The 15,960-nt window shown below is 52.6% G+C and carries 17 protein-coding genes, 1 other RNA gene and 1 pseudogene; 9 read left to right on the top strand and 10 right to left on the bottom strand.

The window, feature by feature from the left end; translation table 11 throughout:
• The first annotated feature begins 4 nt into the window (after nucleotides 1–4).
• From X965_RS02630 to X965_RS02615, 4 genes are all read left to right on the top strand, one after another.
• Nucleotides 5–808 (top strand): acyl-CoA dehydratase activase, encoded by an 804-nt coding sequence (locus X965_RS02630; protein ID WP_004241861.1) that lies wholly within the window; start codon nucleotides 5–7, stop codon nucleotides 806–808.
• Nucleotides 805–1,047, top strand: coding sequence for a putative Se/S carrier-like protein (locus X965_RS02625; RefSeq protein ID WP_004238527.1), 243 nt, complete (start codon nucleotides 805–807; stop codon nucleotides 1,045–1,047). Before X965_RS02630 ends, X965_RS02625 begins: the two co-directional genes overlap by 4 nt.
• Before the next feature lie 118 nt (nucleotides 1,048–1,165).
• Nucleotides 1,166–4,720, top strand: a complete 3,555-nt coding sequence (nifJ, locus tag X965_RS02620; RefSeq protein WP_036416947.1) for a pyruvate:ferredoxin (flavodoxin) oxidoreductase — start codon at nucleotides 1,166–1,168, stop codon at nucleotides 4,718–4,720.
• Between the two features lie 5 nt (nucleotides 4,721–4,725).
• A complete protein-coding gene (locus tag X965_RS02615) occupies nucleotides 4,726–5,037 on the top strand; it encodes a DUF5339 family protein (protein WP_051997304.1) in 312 nt (103 codons plus the stop codon).
• Nucleotides 5,038–5,086: 49 nt separating this feature from the next.
• Here the strand turns inward: X965_RS02615 and X965_RS02610 are convergent, their stop codons facing one another.
• On the bottom strand, nucleotides 5,087–5,749 hold the full coding sequence (locus X965_RS02610; RefSeq protein ID WP_015422595.1) for an HAD family hydrolase: 663 nt from the start codon (nucleotides 5,747–5,749) through the stop codon (nucleotides 5,087–5,089).
• Nucleotides 5,750–5,906: 157 nt separating this feature from the next.
• Here X965_RS02610 and X965_RS02605 point away from each other — a divergent pair, with 157 nt between their 5' ends.
• Together X965_RS02605 and X965_RS02600 are read left to right on the top strand one after the other, a co-directional pair.
• Nucleotides 5,907–6,401: a DUF523 domain-containing protein gene (locus X965_RS02605; RefSeq protein ID WP_072144553.1), complete on the top strand. Its 495-nt coding sequence runs from the start codon at nucleotides 5,907–5,909 to the stop codon at nucleotides 6,399–6,401.
• A gap of 106 nt (nucleotides 6,402–6,507) precedes the next feature.
• Nucleotides 6,508–7,245 (top strand): phosphatase, encoded by a 738-nt coding sequence (locus X965_RS02600; RefSeq protein ID WP_036417143.1) that lies wholly within the window; start codon nucleotides 6,508–6,510, stop codon nucleotides 7,243–7,245.
• Between the two features lie 33 nt (nucleotides 7,246–7,278).
• On the opposite strand, the gene X965_RS02595 is transcribed toward X965_RS02600, so the two are convergent.
• From X965_RS02595 to X965_RS02570, 6 genes are all read right to left on the bottom strand, one after another.
• The gene (locus X965_RS02595; protein ID WP_036416945.1) at nucleotides 7,279–8,058 is read right to left on the bottom strand and encodes a creatininase family protein; all 780 of its coding nucleotides are present in this window, start codon (nucleotides 8,056–8,058) and stop codon (nucleotides 7,279–7,281) included.
• The gene (locus X965_RS02590) at nucleotides 8,058–9,464 is read right to left on the bottom strand and encodes a cytosine permease (protein WP_036416943.1); all 1,407 of its coding nucleotides are present in this window, start codon (nucleotides 9,462–9,464) and stop codon (nucleotides 8,058–8,060) included. Before X965_RS02590 ends, X965_RS02595 begins: the two co-directional genes overlap by 1 nt.
• A gap of 278 nt (nucleotides 9,465–9,742) precedes the next feature.
• Nucleotides 9,743–10,555 carry a DUF2145 domain-containing protein gene (locus X965_RS02585; protein WP_036416937.1) on the bottom strand — a complete coding sequence of 271 codons (813 nt, stop codon included), beginning with the start codon at nucleotides 10,553–10,555 and terminating at the stop codon, nucleotides 9,743–9,745.
• A 1-nt stretch (nucleotide 10,556) separates the two neighbouring features.
• Nucleotides 10,557–10,997 (bottom strand): STM0539 family protein, encoded by a 441-nt coding sequence (locus X965_RS02580; RefSeq protein WP_036416935.1) that lies wholly within the window; start codon nucleotides 10,995–10,997, stop codon nucleotides 10,557–10,559.
• Nucleotides 10,998–11,012: 15 nt separating this feature from the next.
• The gene (locus X965_RS02575; RefSeq protein WP_004241876.1) at nucleotides 11,013–11,522 is read right to left on the bottom strand and encodes a DUF2569 domain-containing protein; all 510 of its coding nucleotides are present in this window, start codon (nucleotides 11,520–11,522) and stop codon (nucleotides 11,013–11,015) included.
• A 67-nt stretch (nucleotides 11,523–11,589) separates the two neighbouring features.
• Nucleotides 11,590–12,093, bottom strand: a complete 504-nt coding sequence (locus X965_RS02570) for a GNAT family N-acetyltransferase (protein WP_036416932.1) — start codon at nucleotides 12,091–12,093, stop codon at nucleotides 11,590–11,592.
• A 358-nt stretch (nucleotides 12,094–12,451) separates the two neighbouring features.
• Between X965_RS02570 and X965_RS02565 the strand changes: the two genes are divergently transcribed.
• On the top strand, nucleotides 12,452–12,988 hold the full coding sequence (locus X965_RS02565; RefSeq protein WP_225310102.1) for a histidine phosphatase family protein: 537 nt from the start codon (nucleotides 12,452–12,454) through the stop codon (nucleotides 12,986–12,988).
• A gap of 29 nt (nucleotides 12,989–13,017) precedes the next feature.
• Here the strand turns inward: X965_RS02565 and X965_RS02560 are convergent, their stop codons facing one another.
• Nucleotides 13,018–13,317 (bottom strand): RnfH family protein, encoded by a 300-nt coding sequence (locus tag X965_RS02560; protein ID WP_015422599.1) that lies wholly within the window; start codon nucleotides 13,315–13,317, stop codon nucleotides 13,018–13,020.
• Entirely contained in the window at nucleotides 13,310–13,744 is a 435-nt protein-coding gene (locus X965_RS02555) for a type II toxin-antitoxin system RatA family toxin (protein ID WP_004238510.1), read from the bottom strand. The genes X965_RS02560 and X965_RS02555 overlap by 8 nt, the downstream gene beginning before the upstream one ends.
• Before the next feature lie 300 nt (nucleotides 13,745–14,044).
• On the opposite strand from X965_RS02555, the gene smpB reads away from it, so the two are divergent.
• The gene (gene smpB, locus X965_RS02545; protein WP_004238509.1) at nucleotides 14,045–14,527 is read left to right on the top strand and encodes an SsrA-binding protein SmpB; all 483 of its coding nucleotides are present in this window, start codon (nucleotides 14,045–14,047) and stop codon (nucleotides 14,525–14,527) included.
• Nucleotides 14,528–14,575: 48 nt separating this feature from the next.
• Nucleotides 14,576–14,939, top strand: a transfer-messenger RNA (tmRNA) gene (gene ssrA / locus X965_RS18855).
• 129 nt (nucleotides 14,940–15,068) lie between these two features.
• On the opposite strand, the pseudogene X965_RS19215 reads toward ssrA, so the two are convergent.
• Nucleotides 15,069–15,779: pseudogene (locus X965_RS19215) on the bottom strand (transposase).
• Nucleotides 15,780–15,960 lie beyond the last annotated feature (181 nt).

The raw sequence follows: 15,960 nt of genomic DNA, 5'->3' as shown, positions 1-15,960 counted from the left end.
CGTCATGCTGAGTATCGGTATTGACTCGGGCTCGACGGCCACCAAAGGGATTTTGTTCAGTGATGAAGACGGCGGCGTGATCCTGCGCCGCTTCCTGATCCCGACTCCGTTCCGGCCGCAGTCCGCGATTCTGGAAGCCTGGGAAACCCTCTGCGGTGAATGTGACACCAAACCGTATCTGACCCTCACCGGCTATGGCCGCAAGCTGGCGGACTTTGCTGACAAACAGGTCACGGAAATCTCCTGTCACGGTATCGGGGCGCGCTGGCTGCATCCGCAGACCCGCACGGTTATTGATATCGGCGGCCAGGACAGCAAGGTAATCCGGCTTGATGAGCAGGGGCATCTCACGGATTTTCTGATGAACGACAAATGTGCCGCCGGGACGGGGCGTTTTCTGGATGTGATCAGCCGGACACTCGGTACCGATATCACGGCGGTGGATGACACCATCCGCGGGATTGAGCCGCATGCTATCTCCAGCATGTGTACGGTCTTTGCCGAATCGGAAGTGATCAGCCTGCGATCTGCCGGGGTGGAGCCGGAGTCGATTCTGTCGGGAATTGTGAATTCAATGGCACAACGTACCGCCGGGTTTGCCAAGCGGCTGAGTACCGTGCCGTCAGTGCTGTTCAGCGGCGGGGTCAGCCGCAGTCAGACGTTCTGTGAGCGGCTTTCACAGCACCTGGGAGCAGAGGTAATCACACATCCGGACGGGCAGTTTGCCGGTGCTATCGGTGCGGCCATTTACGGCATCCGTCAGTTACAGAAACAGGCCGTCATGACCTCCGGGGATATCCGTTCATGAATGACTATCTGATTTTATTTGAAAATATGCTCGGTGTGGTGGCGATGCGTAAGCATCTCACAGCGGCCGGGCAGCCTTTCACCGTGACGGACATCCCGCCGTCACTGGGCAAAGCCTGTGGTCTGGGGATCCGCCTCAGTGTCAGTGATGATTCACTCCCGGCACTGCGCGACCGTCCGCAGGTCACGGAAATATACCGCTGTGAAGCGGCGGAATATGTACTGACGGCGGCGGAGTAAACCGCGCTTACAGACAGATAACAAACCACAATCACGATAATCCGGCATTTTTTATTCTGTTATGTTGTAAAAAATAATAAAAATGAAGGGTCTTATTGTGAGTAACGAAATACATAGCATGATCACCACTGATGCCAATCAGGCGGTGGCCCGGATGGCGTATCAGCTGAATGAAGTGATCGCCATCTATCCTATTACCCCGAGTTCCACCATGGCCGAATATGCTGACCACTGGTCCGCGACCGGGGAACCCAATTTGTGGGGCGATGTCCCGCGCATGATGGAAATGCAGTCAGAGGGCGGAGCCATTGCCACCGTTCACGGCGCACTTCAGACCGGCGCATTGTCGACCACTTTCACGTCCTCCCAGGGATTGCTGCTGATGATCCCGTCCCTGTATAAAATCGCCGGTCAGCTGATCCCGTTTGTTCTGCATGTGGCGGCGCGGACGGTCGCGACTCACGCGCTCTCTATTTTCGGCGATCACTCGGATGTGATGGCGGTGCGCCAGACCGGCTGTGCTCTGCTGTGTGCCAACAGCGTCCAGCAGGCTCAGGACTTTGCGGTGATTTCACAGATAGCCACACTGAACAGCCGCGTGCCGTTTATTCATTTCTTTGATGGTTTCCGTACCTCTCATGAGATGAACAAAATTATTGCTGTCAGCCGTGCGGAGCTGAGCAAACTGATCCCGGCAGAGGCGATCCGCGCTCACCGCGACAGAGCATTATCGCCGGAACATCCGGTAATACGCGGCACGTCCGCAAACCCGGATACCTATTTCCAGGCCCGTGAAGCGACTAACCCGTGGTATGACGCGGTTTATCAGCATGTCACTGATGCCATGGCTGCATTTGGTGAGGTGACAGGCCGTTATTATCAGCCGTTTACGTATTACGGACACCCGCAGGCAGAGCGCCTGATTATCCTGATGGGATCTGCCGCCGGTCCGGCAGAGGAAGTGGCGGACAAACTGATTGCGCAGGGCGAAAAAGTCGGCGTGCTGGAAGTGCATCTCTACCGGCCGTTCTCCGCACAGCATTTCCTTGATGCCATTCCGGACAGTGTGCAGCACATTGCTGTACTTGACCGGACCAAAGAAGCGGGTGCCCAGGCGGAGCCGCTCTATCTGGATGTGATGACCGCCTTTGCCGAAGCGTATCAGAACGGGGAGCGGGCGCAGCTGCCGCGTATTATCGGCGGACGCTACGGGCTGTCATCCAAAGAGTTTGATCCGGACTGTGTGATGGCGATTTTCCGCGAACTGACGTTAACCTCGCCGAAACGCCGCTTTACGTCCGGTATTATTGATGATGTCACCGGGCTGTCCCTGGCACCGGTTCCGGCGGAGCTGCCGGTCACTCACCGCCTCAGTGCGCTGTTTTACGGGCTGGGCAGTGACGGTACGGTTTCAGCCGCCAAAAATGCCATTCAGATCCTCGGTAGTCATACAGATAACTATGCTCAGGGCTTTTTTGTTTATGATTCGAAAAAGGCGGGTGGCCTTACCGTTTCTCATCTGCGCATCAGTGAACAGCCGATCCGCTCTACTTACCTGATCCGGCAGGCGGATTTTATTGCCTGTCATCAGTGGCAGTTCCTCGACAAATATGAAATGGCGGAAAAACTGGCGCCGGACGGGATTTTCCTGCTCAACAGCCCGTATCCGGCGGATGAGGTCTGGCATCATATCCCGCAGGATGTTCAGGCGATCCTGGCGGAAAAACAGGCGCAGCTGTATGTTATCAATGCTTACCGCATTGCCCGTGAATGCCGCCTCGGTGCCCGTATCAATACTGTTATGCAGATGGCGTTTTTCTATCTGACTGCCCTGTTACCAGCAGCAGAAATTCAGTCTTATTTACAGCAGGCGATTATCCGCAGCTACAGCAAAAAAGGGGAAAGTGTCGTTCAGGATAACCTGATGGCGATAGCCCGCACCCCGGAAGCCCTGCACCGCGTGCCGTTGCAGGCGGTAGATCCGCTCAGTCAGCCACGTCCGCCGGTCGTGCCGGATAACGCGCCGGACTTTGTCAAAACCGTCACCGCCATGATGCTGGCCGGACGCGGCGATGCCCTGCCGGTATCGGCATTCCCGCCGGACGGCACCTGGCCTTCCGGCACCACCCGCTGGGAAAAACGCAATATCGCGGAGATGATCCCCATCTGGAAACCGTCTCTCTGTACCCAGTGCAACTATTGTGTCGCGGCCTGTCCGCATGCGGCTATCCGCGCCAAAGTGGCCGATCCCGCGGATTTCAGCGGTGCACCGGATACACTGCAGCGTCTGCCGGTTAAATCCCGCGATATGAAAGGGATGGATTATGTCCTTCAGGTCGCCCCGGAGGATTGCACCGGCTGTAATCTCTGTTATGAGGTCTGCCCGGCAAAAGACCGGGAGGATCCGTCCGTCCGCGCCATTAATATGCAGCCGCGGCTGGCGCATCTGGCAGAGGAAAAAGCCAACTTTGATTTCTTCCTGCAACTGCCGGACACTCCCGCATCCCGGCTTGAGCGCATTGATATCCGGACATCACAACTTATCACGCCGCTGTTTGAATTCTCCGGCGCCTGTGCGGGCTGCGGTGAAACGCCGTATATCAAACTGCTGACCCAGTTGTACGGCGAACAACTGCTGATCGCCAATGCCACCGGTTGCTCTTCTATTTACGGCGGTAACCTGCCGACCACGCCGTACACCACCAATAAAGAGGGACGCGGTCCGGCCTGGGCCAACTCGCTGTTTGAGGATAATGCCGAGTTCGGGCTGGGGTTCCGCCTGACGGCTGACCAGCACAAAAAACGGGTGAAACGTCTGCTGATGACCTTTGCGGCCCAACTGCCTGATGAATTACGGCAGCGGCTGGCGGATGAGACACTGTCTGCGGATGAAAAACGTGCGGCTATCACGGAACTGCGGACATTACTGGCGGATAACCCGGATCCGCGAGCCCGTGAGCTGTCAGAGGATGCGCATTACCTTCTGCCGAAATCCGTCTGGCTGATCGGCGGTGACGGCTGGGCTTATGATATCGGCTTTGGCGGGCTCGACCATGTGCTGAGCAGCGGTGAGAATGTCAATGTGCTGGTGCTCGATACCCAGTGTTACTCCAACACCGGCGGCCAGCAATCAAAAGCGACACCGATGGGAGCCGTCACTAAATTCGGGGAGGAGGGTAAAGGCAAATCCCGCAAGGATCTGGGCGTGTCCATGATGATGTACGGCAATGTGTATGTGGCACAGATAGCCATCGGCGCACAGATGAATCAGACGGTGAAAGCGATTCAGGAAGCGGAATCCTATCCCGGCCCGTCCCTGATTATTGCCTACAGCCCGTGTGAGGAGCATGGTTATGATCTGGCATTCAGTTACGACCAGATGAAAGCCCTGACCGCCAGCGGGTTCTGGCCGCTGTACCGGTTTGATCCGCGTCGTGACGGAACCGGCAAAGCGCCGCTGGTACTGGATTCCCGTCCGCCGTCACAATCCCTGGCGGAGGTGATGCATCAGGAGCAGCGTTTTAACCGCCTCAGCAGTAGTGACCCGGCGAGAGCCGCTGTTCTGGCGGAAAAAGCGGAACAACGGACGGCAAAACAGTATGCACTGCTTGAATTGCTGGCCTCACAGAAATCTGAACCGGCCGGAACCGGCATTGTTCAGGAGGATGCCTGAACGTCATGATGACAAATAACCGGAGCGCCGGGGAAATATCCCCGGCAACGGAACAGGATCTCACGGCGTTAATTGCCCTTGATACCGTTGCGGCACAGGAGCCGCAACGCTGTGAGGCGATCCGGAGCTGGATTGAGCAGAAAGTCTGTTTTGTGCTGCGGCGTGAAGGCAAAATTGCCGGTTACGGCGTGCTGCATTATCACTTCAAAAAGCAGTTTATGGAATTACCAGCTGATGCACAGGATGCAGCCTGTAAACAGGGTATTGATGCGTTAGCCCGGGCTAAAGCTATGATGGAACAGCAAATGCCGAAATAACGGTCGCTGTGATTATTGACGGGCTGTATGATACAGCCCGTTTTTGTTTTCAGCGGGATGAAAACTGTTTGCGGCGTTTTTCATATTTCGCCGGATTGCGGTGAAAATGGCGCCAGTGAGGTTCGCCTGCGGCATACAGCAGCTCATAATCCCCCCGTGAATCGCCCCAGGCACGCATATGGTAAGCGGATAAATCGCCGTAAACCTGTTGCAGCCGGGCAATTTTCTGGCCGCAGCGGCAGTTGTTGCCGTTGATTTTCCCGGTCAGAATGCCGTCTTTCTCTTCCAGCTGAGTGCCGATAAGCTTGATCCCCAGCCGCTCTGTAAACGGCCGCAGCACCAGCTCCGGGGATGCCGAACAGAGTGTGACTTCCGCACCCGATGCAATTTCCGCTGCCACCGCGCGCAGACCTTCCGGGCGCATCATCTTATGCCAGTAACGTTCACAAAATTCCTGTGCTTTTTTCTCCACCCAGCGGGCATCGGTACCGGTCAGAAAGGTGGTGATCAGCACTTCTTTCAGCTCGTCGCGGGTCAGTTTACGTGAGAAGCAGCGCAGTGTCGGCAGAACCAGACGCAGCATCCGCAGGGAAAAAACACGTTTCCCGAAGGCAAAACGCAGGAAAGGAACAAAGCTGTCACGGCGGGTCAGCGTGCCGTCAAAATCAAAAACGGATAACACCGGTTTTTCTGACGGGGTGGGTGCGTGCATAAAGAGGTATACTCCGGTTAAATAGGTGATCGTGCAGAGTTTAGCATTTTTTCCGGCAAAAGGAGACATCTGCCCGGCTTGTCCCGCGCTCATAAGTTATTTACTATCAGGTATTGATTATCACTATCTGAATTATACCGGTATACACTGCGAGAATATGATGATTGCAATCAGTGCCTGTCTGGCAGGTGAAGCCGTCCGTTACGACGGCAGCCATAAATTATATGCCCCGCTGAAAGCGCTGCAGAACAGCGGAATGGCGGTTCCGGTATGCCCTGAAATCCTCGGCGGTCTGCCGGTGCCCCGCGCCCCGGCGGAAATCACCGGCGGTGAGGGCTGTGATGTCTGGGCTGGCACCGCCCGGGTTACCGGCAGTGACGGCGAAGATGTCACTGACGCCTTTAAACAGGGCGCACTGCGGGCACTGGAACATCTGCAACAGCGGAATATCACGCATGTGATCCTTAAAGCTAACAGTCCGTCCTGCGGCAGCGATCTGATCTACAGCGGCGCATTTGACGGCACGCTTAAATCCGGCAACGGTGTGGCAACGGCGCTGTTTGAGACAAACGGGATCACGGTCTGGCATGAAGACCATCCGGAACTGCCCGCGCTGATTGAACAGCTGTTACAGAACGGAAAAAGTGCATGATAACCCTGACACCCGCCAGTGTGTTAATCCGTGTGCCGGGTTGAAGACCCGTTTCAGAATCTGATAGGGTTAAGAGGTGCTTAACCGCAGAAAGGAGAGCAGAGTGATATATCCGGTTGATTTACATGCCCATACGGTTGCCAGTACCCATGCTTACAGTACCGTCCGTGAATATTTTACCGAAGCGGCGGAGAAAGGAATAACCCTGTTTGCGATCACCGACCACGGGCCGGAAATGGCGGACGGGCCGCATCCGTGGCATTTTGCCAATATGCCGGTTCTGCCGCGCATGATTAACGGTGCAGGGCTGCTGTACGGTATTGAGGCTAATATTAAAAATCAGGCCGGAGAGACGGACTGCACCGATAAAATGGCGCAGCAGCTGGATATTATCCTCGCCGGTTTTCACGAGCCGGTGTTGCAGCCGCAGGGACAGGCCGCCAATACCGAAGCCATGATCGCCACTATCCGCAGCGGAAAAGTGCAGATTATTACCCATCCCGGAAACCCGAAATATCCGCTGGATATTCATGCGGTGGTGCAGGCGGCAAAAGAGTGCAATGTGGCGCTGGAGATGAATAACTCCTCATTTCTGCATTCGCGGGCGGGCAGCGAGAAAAATTGCCGTGCGATTGCTGAGGCGGTGCGTGACCACGGCGGCTGGATCTCACTGGGCTCAGATTCCCACTATGCCGGTTATCTGGGGAATTTTGAGCGGGTGGTGACCATGCTGCGGGAAATTGAGTTTCCTGAAGCGCGCATCCTGAATGTCACCCCGCGCCGGGTACTGGATTTTCTGGAATCACACGGACGACCGCCAATCCCTGAATTTGCCGGACTCTGAAAAAATGCCCCGCATCGCGGGGCATTTTACTGTTTACTTAGCGCGTAAATCATAATTCCAGTTGGTTTTTTCCAGCGCCTCAATACTTTCCACCACCAGGTCAGTCAGGGCATCCAGCATTTTTTCGCCTTTCTCAATGCTGGCGTAAGTCGGATCGCCGGTGGCACCTGTCACCGAAACCTCGGTGATATCCCACATAATCTGCACATTATCGCCGTGGCGGATGCTGTCTTCCGGCATCTGGCGCACCGCTTTGCTCAGGTCGCACAGATCAGGACACACCGCAGCGGTAATGGAGGATTCCCCCTCACCGCCATGTCCCAGACCGTTCCATTCACGGAAGAAATTCTCCCCGAGACGGCCGCCGAGTACGGACCACCAGGCCGGCAGGAATGCAAAGACCACATCTTTATGACGCGCTTTGACATTCCGCTGTGCGATATCCAGCGACGGAATATTGCCGTCGTGACCATTGAAGACAAAAATGTGTTTGATGCCGTACTGAATCAGGCTCTCAAACATATCTTCCGCAATCGCAATCACCGTTTCAAAGCGGATATTAATCGCCATCGGTGTACCGTTATAGTGCGCGGAAGTGCCGAACGGCACGCCCGGTACCACAATGGTACGGGATAAACGCTGTGCCGCACGGCGGGCAACGGCTTCCGGCACAAACAGATCCGGACCGAGCGGCAGATGCGGGCCGTGGCTCTCACAACTGCCGAAAATGGTAATGGCGCTGTCGATCTCGCCTTTATCGAACCGGTTTTTCAGCCCTTCAGTGGTGAACTCATTCAGATAAACTTTTTTCATTATGATCTCCCTGTGGCCGGTGAGGTGGCTTTTGCCGCCAGCAGCGGATGCAATATCAGATAAATAATAACGGTAATAACTAATGCCAGCAGGCCGGTCGGCCAGTCAGACAGAATATTGTTCAATGCCATCACCAGACCGGAAGCCATCCCGGCCAGTGCACTGATCACCCCAGCGTAATTGTATTTCGGTTGGCTGTTAATCTGCGTGATGTCGTAACGGCATTTGCGGGTGATGTAGTAATCCGCCAGCAGCGGCCCGGCCAGCGGCGGTGCCATAATGCCGAGATAGTTAATAAAATCAGCAAAGAAGATTTGGTAAAAACCGATAGCGCCCAGCACAGTACCGATAATCCCGGTGGTCAGAATCAGGACGTTTTTATTGACTTTCACACCAACGGAATCCAGCACCGGCCCGGTATAGAGCGAGTTACAGTAGAGTTCCGCATCGTTGGTGGTCCACAGTGACAGTGTCCAGGTGATCACCCCGATCAGCGCCAGCAGGAAGCTTTTCTCGATCATCCAGGTAATGTAGTTCGGCATCCCGACCGTCATGGTGCCGATATAACCGACCACATTGAGCAGCGGGTTGGTGAAAATAAAACAGGCTGCCGATCCCCAGAATACCGCAGAAATACTCTTATTAAAGCGGAACAGATCCACGCCCATCACCGCCCCGGCAATCCAGCTGCCGACCACCATCGTGATCGCGGTGGAGAGCATCAGCCCTTCATTGCGGTTGGAATTCTCAATAAAGACCGATAACCCGCCGCCCTCCTGCAACATCGCATAACCGGTGATAACGGCGATAATCATAATAATCGGCGATACCGGAATGGCGATAATTTCCAGTCCTTTCATGCCGTGCAGTGAAGTGTACGTAAACAGCAGACCGGCGATGACACAGGAAAGAAAGACTTCCAGGGTGATCGGCACACCGTTGTAGCCGTGCTCTGCCGGGTTAAAGACAATGATCCCGCTGGGATTGCCCAGGAACGTGCCCCAGATATCCCCGACCATCCCGGTGATCGCCGCAAACCAGCCGAGGGTCAGCAGCCCCATCGCAATCATCGGCAGGTTCGCACCGAAACGGCCATAGGAAAAACGGCTGATCAGCGCCAGGCTCAGCCCGGTGCGTTGCGCCATAATGCCGAGCAGTGAGGTGAGAATAAACAACAATCCCATCCCGATGGCGATAGCCAGCAGCGCCATCGGGAATGACATTCCCGGTCCGCCGTTGGCCCCGGCCAGGGCCCCGCCGATAAATAACCCGGTTGCCACATAACCGAAACCTATCCAGACCAGTACCTGTTTCCAGGTCTCGCGGCGGTGTGTCATCGGTATGGGCGTAAACATAAAATCGTGGTCATGCGCCGGAGGCGCGGATGACGTTTCGTGTTTGCTCATGGTGTTTCCCCTGTCTTACGTGGTGTTGGCAGTTGCCGCTAAAGGTGTTTTTAAAATAAAAGGCCATGCTCTTGTTATGATTTATTATTAGCCTGGTAAAGTAATTGTTTGCAACTAAATTAATGAAAATAAAAGGAAAAGAAAATTTAATATAACGGACAGGTTGTCGGCAAAAGCGGGGAGGGAAATCACATAAACGGGAAGGAGAACAAAAAATCGACGAAAAATGCTGCCATCAGAAACGATGGCAGCAGGATATAAAATAACCGGGGTGGTAATTATTCCGGCAGCGGCACCATACAGACGGCGCTGCCGAAGCTGCCGTGACTGCACTCAACCCGGAATTTGCCGTAGCGGCTGAGAAAACCGAGCAGGCTGTCGCCGGAGTTAAAGGTGACAATACCGGTCACCGGCTGCCCGTCAGTGGACATATGCGGCATCAGGCTGTCCGCCAGTGCCCGTTTGATTAATCCGGCCTCGGCGGAGGAGCCGATATAGAATTCTGATTTCAGCCAGTTTACCCCGGCAGAAACCGAATTCACGCCCGGAGAGCGGGCTGCCGCGAATACCATCAGCACCCAGCCGTTGGAGTTTTGGCTGTCGGTCGCAAACGGATGCGCCACCATATTATACGCCGGATTATGCAGGGCTTTGCGCAGTTCCGGGTCACGCAGCACTTTCAGCAACTGGGACTGTAAGGCCGGCGGGAAGTGCAGGGTGGCGATGGTATTCTCGGCCAGGTCATCATCAATAAACTGATAAAGTCCCTGGATCCACAGCTCAGACTGCGCAGTACCGCAGGTGTTGAGGTTATGATACACCCGCCAGGTACCGTTCCTTTCCCGTACGGCATAACCGGCATGGGAAAAGCTCAGCCCGTAGTCACTCAGTGCCTGACCCTGACGGACCAGCAGAACGACCCGGTCGCCCTGTTTCTCCAGCCAGTCATTCAGTACTTTGGCCTGTGCGGTGCGCTGTGCGGCTTCCTGCGGCGTGGGCGGGGATTTATCCGCACAGTTCTGACTGCCGCTGTATGCAAGGCCGGACGCAGTGAGCAGGGCAGCCGCAAAAACGGATTTCAGCAGTCGCATATTATGGCATCTTCTCCTGATGGGTTAATTCACGATCATCCTGAGTTACCATATGGGAAATGATTTTCCCGTCCTTTTTCAGATACGCACCGGGGCCTTTTTCAGCCGGCTCCAGTGTCAGTTTATCACCCGGATTCACCGGGGTTTTCTCCAGTTTTTCAGTGGCAACCAGCAGGGCGACATCTTCATTTTTATCGGTTTTGCCGGTGATGGTGGTGACTTTTTCTTTCTTATTGTTTTCCACAGACTCCGCACTCAGCTGAGCCGGTAAAATGATCGGCGATAAAATCGCACCGCTTATCATCACAGAGCTGTAGACACTACCCGCACTACTGAGTACCGCAGTCGATAAATAAGGATTATCCGGCAGTTTACCTGCATTCGCAGGCAGTGTGACCAGTGTGGCGGCACAAACGATTGCCGGAAAAATAAACTTATTCATGCTGTTTCCCTTAATTTAATGAACAAATGTTCTTTTTACCCGTTCAGACACCAGGAAATACGAAACCCAGATGATAGCGTAAATAACCAATCTTATCAGCGGATAATAAAGAGTGAAGTCAACATTAACATCCAGCAGATTAACCAGCACGATTTCCTGAATGGCTTCCGAGGCGATGGCAAAAAGAATAAAGGCAATAAACAGCTTCGGCAGATAACGGGAGAGCCTGAAGAAATAATACAGCGTTGTCAGTATCAGCAGCATGGTCAGTATGGTAAAAGCAATATTAATATACATGACCTGCAATACGCGGTCAGGAATATACCCCGCATTTTGCTGATATAAATCATACCACTCACTCAGTGTGTAACCACCGGCACCCAGTGACAGAAAAAGGGTGATTAACGGCAGCCACAACCAGCCGCCGATCCGCGACATCCGTTTTTCCGCACACTCATCACAATATTCCGCGTATTGCGGAATTTCTTTTTCCCCGCACTGAATACAGACCCATTTATGTTCCATACATTATTTCCCGTTTCCGTTTCCGTTTCCGTTTCCGTTTCCGTTTTCGTCTTTCCGGATTATCCGGTTATTTGGGTTGGTCGTTTATCCGGCTCATCAGAATAGCATCGACATAGCGTCCGTCGCGGAATGCATAATCGCGGGCAATCCCTTCGCGCTGAAAACCGAATTTTTCATACAGCGCCAGGCCGTCCGGATTATTGGCAAATACTTCTAATTCAATACGGCGGATGCCCAGCCAGTTATCACAGTAATCAATCATTGCCTGCATTAATGCACTGCCGACACCCTGGCCGCGGTAGCTTTTATTTACCGTAATACCAAAATTCACCACATGGCGGCGGCGGGGATTACTGTTCTGATTGATACCCAGCAGCCCGACCACCACGCCGTCAACAACCGCCACCAGCCGGGTGGCAGACTGATCACCCTGACTCATCCGGTGTTCCCAGAACTTCCGCGAGGTGTACGGCATCTGTAAGGTATTGGCATAAGACGTAAAATCCTGGTGCATATCGCACAGCGCCGCTGCATCGGAAGGGTCGGCTAAGCGGATTGTAATCTGGCGCATAAATAATATCCTTTATGTAATACTGTTATATTCCCTTATTAATGGCATCGAAATAGTGTACCCGTCAACGGAATGAAAAAGCCTGACCGGGAAGGCGAAAATGGCGTAACCGCGTTTTTTCCTGTTATTTTCTTTTTCACGGGTCAAACTGTCTGAGAATGAAAGATGACGATAAAATAAGCGGGGTAACATACTGACATAAGCAGGAAAGTGCATTTTCTCTGAAAAATAAAAATTCCTGCAAAAAAGTAGGCTAACCGGCGGCGGACGATTACACTGAATCCTTCCGGAAACAAAAGGGATTGTCATGGACGTCCGGTTTCTTAAATCCGTATTCTGCAAATCAGGTATCAGCCGGATGACTCATTCAGTACAGACACTGGTTTTTCTGCGCCACGGCGAAAAACCGGATAACGACAGCGGCCAGTTAACCGGCAAAGGATTAAACCGCGCACTGGCGCTGGCGGATCTCCTGATCGCCCGTTACGGAAAGGCGGATGCCCTGTATGCCGCCGCACCGAAACAAAGCAAGCTCGGTCACTCGCTGCGTTCCCTTCAGACCATCACTCCGGTGGCTGTCCGCCTGTCACTGCCGGTGCATCTGGAATTTCACGCCAAAGAAACCAAAGCTCTGCGCGATGCATTGCTGGATAAAGCCCATCACGGGCACACGGTCTTTGTGGTCTGGGAACACGATAATCTGATAAAAGTGGTGAGGGATATTCTGAAACAGACCGGCGGGGACTATTCGTATATGCCGGCCTGGCCGCGTGATGATTTTGACAGTCTGTGGATACTGACCATTACCCGCAGTCAGACAGAGACCACCGTGACATTTTCACAGGAAAAACAGGGGCTGGATAATCTGGACAGTTATTTCCCGCCGGCCCGGTAAATAAACCGGAAATCAGCGGGAATACAGACTCACTCTTCTTTTTTCTTACGGCTGGCTTCTGCTGCCCGTTTACGGCGCATTTCTTTCGGGTCAGCAATCAGCGGGCGGTATATTTCCACGCGGTCACCATCACTGACAATATCGGTCAGTTTTGCCGGACGGCTGAAAATACCGACTTTATTCTGCGTTAAATCCACATCATCCCGTAACGCTAAAATACCGGAGGCAAGAATAACGGCTTCCACCGTGGCGCCTTCGTTTATTTTCACCGGGATCAGAAACTGTTTATCAGGCAGGGCATAACAGACTTCGACAGAAATATCAGACACGGTAAACCTCTTTTGCCCGTTTGGTAAATGCCATCACCATATTACCGGCCAGCTCTTTAAATATACGGCCGAAGGCCAGCTCAACCAGCTTATTGGTGAATTCAAAATCCAGATTCAGCTCAACTTTGCACGCCTCAGGACTCAGCGGAATAAACGACCAGCCGCCCATCAGTTTACGGAACGGGCCTTCCACCAGCTGCATACGGATATGCTGATTGCTGGTCAGCTGATTGCGGGTCACAAAGGTTTTACTGATACCGGCTTTGGATACATCCACAGACGCGGTCATCTCATCCTGTTCGTGGCTGATAATACGGCTTCCCACGCAGCCCGGTAAAAATTCCGGATACGCACGGACATCATTCACCAGGTTGTACATCTGTTCCACACTGAACGGAACCAGTGCGGAGCGGCTAATTTGCGGCATAACACATCCTGCGGTCAAAAATCACGAAACGGCGGAAATTATCGCCGCCTGTTAAATCGTATTATACTGTGCTCCGGCGCGGAGATAAATGCACAATACGGCGCGCGCTGATGACAGAATGTATCTTAATGACAACAAAGATGTTTGTCACAAAAAGCACTTGCCAAATCCCGCTGACATGTTAAAAACAGCGTACAGGGACAGAAAACCCGCAAAGGCGCTTAAAATAGCAGCATTTACCGTGCGACGGATAAATAAGCAATTTATTTCGGGTGTGCATAACGTATAATAGTGGTCATTATGACAAAGAAAAAAGTTCACAAACCAGGCTCTGCCACCATCGCGCTGAACAAACGCGCCCGTCACGACTACTTTATCGAAGAAGAGATAGAGGCTGGTCTGGCGCTGCAGGGCTGGGAAGTCAAATCATTACGCGCAGGTAAAGCCAATCTGGGGGACAGTTACGTCATCCTCCGTGACGGCGAAGCTTTCCTGTTTGGTGCCAACTTCACACCGCTCAGCGTGGCCTCATCCCACGTTGTCTGCGACCCGACCCGGACACGCAAACTGCTGCTTAACCAGCGTGAACTGGACAGCCTGTACGGCAAAATCAACCGTGACGGGCACACCGTGGTTGCACTGTCGCTGTACTGGAAAAACGCCTGGTGCAAAGTCAAAATCGGCATTGCCAAAGGTAAGAAAGAACACGACAAACGCGATGACATCCGCGAACGTGAGTGGAAATTAGACAAAGCAAGAATTATGAAGCACGCAGGGCGTTAAGTACTGGTATTCCGTACTGATTTTCTGATATACTGCGTTTCACAACTTGGGGCTGATTCTGGATTCGACGGGATTTGCGAAACCCAAGGTGCATGCCGTGGGGCGGTTGGCCACGATAAAAGCCGCAAAAAAATAGTCGCAAACGACGAAAACTACGCTTTAGCAGCTTAATAACCTGCTCTGAGCCCTCTCTCCCTAGCCTCCGCTCTTAGGACGGGGATCAAGAGAGGTCAAACCCAAAAGAGATCGTGTGGACTTCCTGCCCGGGGAGAAAGCATTAAAACGAATCGGGCTAGTTTGTTAGTGGCGTGTCTGTCCGCAGCTGGCAAGCGAATGTAAAGACCAGACTAAGCATGTAGTACCGAAGGTGTAGAAATTTCGGACGCGGGTTCAACTCCCGCCAGCTCCACCAAATAAAACAAGGGGTTACGCGAAAGCGTAGCCCCTTTGTCTTTTCTGATATCCACTTAGCGTCCATTGCATATTTTTTGGTCACTTTATCCTTTGGCTTGGTGTGTTGGTTCTGATTATCCACTTCTCCTTATCTGAAATGGTTCTGATTAGAGTTTTCCAGTTGCTTCTGGTAAAGCTCTGACGGAAGATTATTCAGGCTTTCATGTGTCCGGTTCCGGTTGTAATCCTGCATCCAGAACTAGGCCATTTCTTTCACCTGACTCAGTGATTTAAACAAATACGCATTTAAAAACTCTCGGCGGAATGATCCGTTAAAACGCTCAATAAACCTGTTTATGATTAAAAGAGTACTTTTTCTGTTGCATCCGGTGAAAACATTTCCAGAATCCGACCCATGGTGATAATTCCAGTTCGGTATAACTCGCTTCAATAACCGGATCATTCTTAATTCTCCAGTTTGTATTTATCAGGTAAAAAGTGGTTCTGGGCAGTGAGAATAACCGACAGGCGACTATAACCGATAAACCTGACTGAGTTAATTCCTGAATGCAGGTCTTTTTTTCGGTCATCACCAGCTCTTTTTTGCAAAAAGCTCCTTCATAGCATTATTTTCCAGGCTGACTTCCGCAAATAGCTTTTTAAGTCTGACAATCTCATCCTCAGGCTCTTTAAGCCATTTAATATCGGCAGCTTCTATACCACCGTATTTTGATTTCCAATTGTAAAAAGTGGCTTCAGAAATACCGATCTTTCTGCACACTTCCTCTACCCTAGTACCGGTTTCAGCCTATTTCAGGGCAAACGCTATCTGTTCTTCGGTATAACGTGTCTTTTTCATGTCAGATGACCTCTTTTTTCAGGAGAAGAAAGGCCGGAAAATCTACTTTATACTGGTACTGAAGAAAGGGAAGAGATCAAGGCACCTGTGTCATTCTGAGGTAAGCATATCACCTCTGTTTAGGTGGCTAAATTTATTAAACCACTACAGTTCAACGCTCTGAGCATGAGAAACGAGCTAA

Source organism: Morganella sp. EGD-HP17 (genome assembly GCF_000512315.2).
Lineage (GTDB): Bacteria > Pseudomonadota > Gammaproteobacteria > Enterobacterales > Enterobacteriaceae > Morganella > Morganella morganii.
The sequence above is the reverse complement of the archived record's forward strand: the minus strand, read 5'-3'. Positions and strand labels throughout refer to the sequence as shown.

Bases quoted from the DNA above. Each gene is read 5' to 3' on its own strand.
- X965_RS02630 (WP_004241861.1), top strand. From the start codon at position 5: ATGCTGAGTATCGGTATTGACTCGGGCTCGACGGCCACCAAAGGGATT.
- X965_RS02625 (WP_004238527.1), top strand. From the start codon at position 805: ATGAATGACTATCTGATTTTATTTGAAAATATGCTCGGTGTGGTGGCG.
- nifJ (WP_036416947.1), top strand. From the start codon at position 1,166: ATGATCACCACTGATGCCAATCAGGCGGTGGCCCGGATGGCGTATCAG.
- X965_RS02615 (WP_051997304.1), top strand. From the start codon at position 4,726: ATGATGACAAATAACCGGAGCGCCGGGGAAATATCCCCGGCAACGGAA.
- X965_RS02610 (WP_015422595.1), bottom strand. From the start codon at position 5,749: ATGCACGCACCCACCCCGTCAGAAAAACCGGTGTTATCCGTTTTTGAT.
- X965_RS02605 (WP_072144553.1), top strand. From the start codon at position 5,907: ATGATGATTGCAATCAGTGCCTGTCTGGCAGGTGAAGCCGTCCGTTAC.
- X965_RS02595 (WP_036416945.1), bottom strand. From the start codon at position 8,058: ATGAAAAAAGTTTATCTGAATGAGTTCACCACTGAAGGGCTGAAAAAC.
- X965_RS02590 (WP_036416943.1), bottom strand. From the start codon at position 9,464: ATGAGCAAACACGAAACGTCATCCGCGCCTCCGGCGCATGACCACGAT.
- X965_RS02585 (WP_036416937.1), bottom strand. From the start codon at position 10,555: ATGCGACTGCTGAAATCCGTTTTTGCGGCTGCCCTGCTCACTGCGTCC.
- X965_RS02580 (WP_036416935.1), bottom strand. From the start codon at position 10,997: ATGAATAAGTTTATTTTTCCGGCAATCGTTTGTGCCGCCACACTGGTC.
- X965_RS02575 (WP_004241876.1), bottom strand. From the start codon at position 11,522: ATGGAACATAAATGGGTCTGTATTCAGTGCGGGGAAAAAGAAATTCCG.
- X965_RS02570 (WP_036416932.1), bottom strand. From the start codon at position 12,093: ATGCGCCAGATTACAATCCGCTTAGCCGACCCTTCCGATGCAGCGGCG.
- X965_RS02565 (WP_225310102.1), top strand. From the start codon at position 12,452: ATGACTCATTCAGTACAGACACTGGTTTTTCTGCGCCACGGCGAAAAA.
- X965_RS02555 (WP_004238510.1), bottom strand. From the start codon at position 13,744: ATGCCGCAAATTAGCCGCTCCGCACTGGTTCCGTTCAGTGTGGAACAG.
- smpB (WP_004238509.1), top strand. From the start codon at position 14,045: ATGACAAAGAAAAAAGTTCACAAACCAGGCTCTGCCACCATCGCGCTG.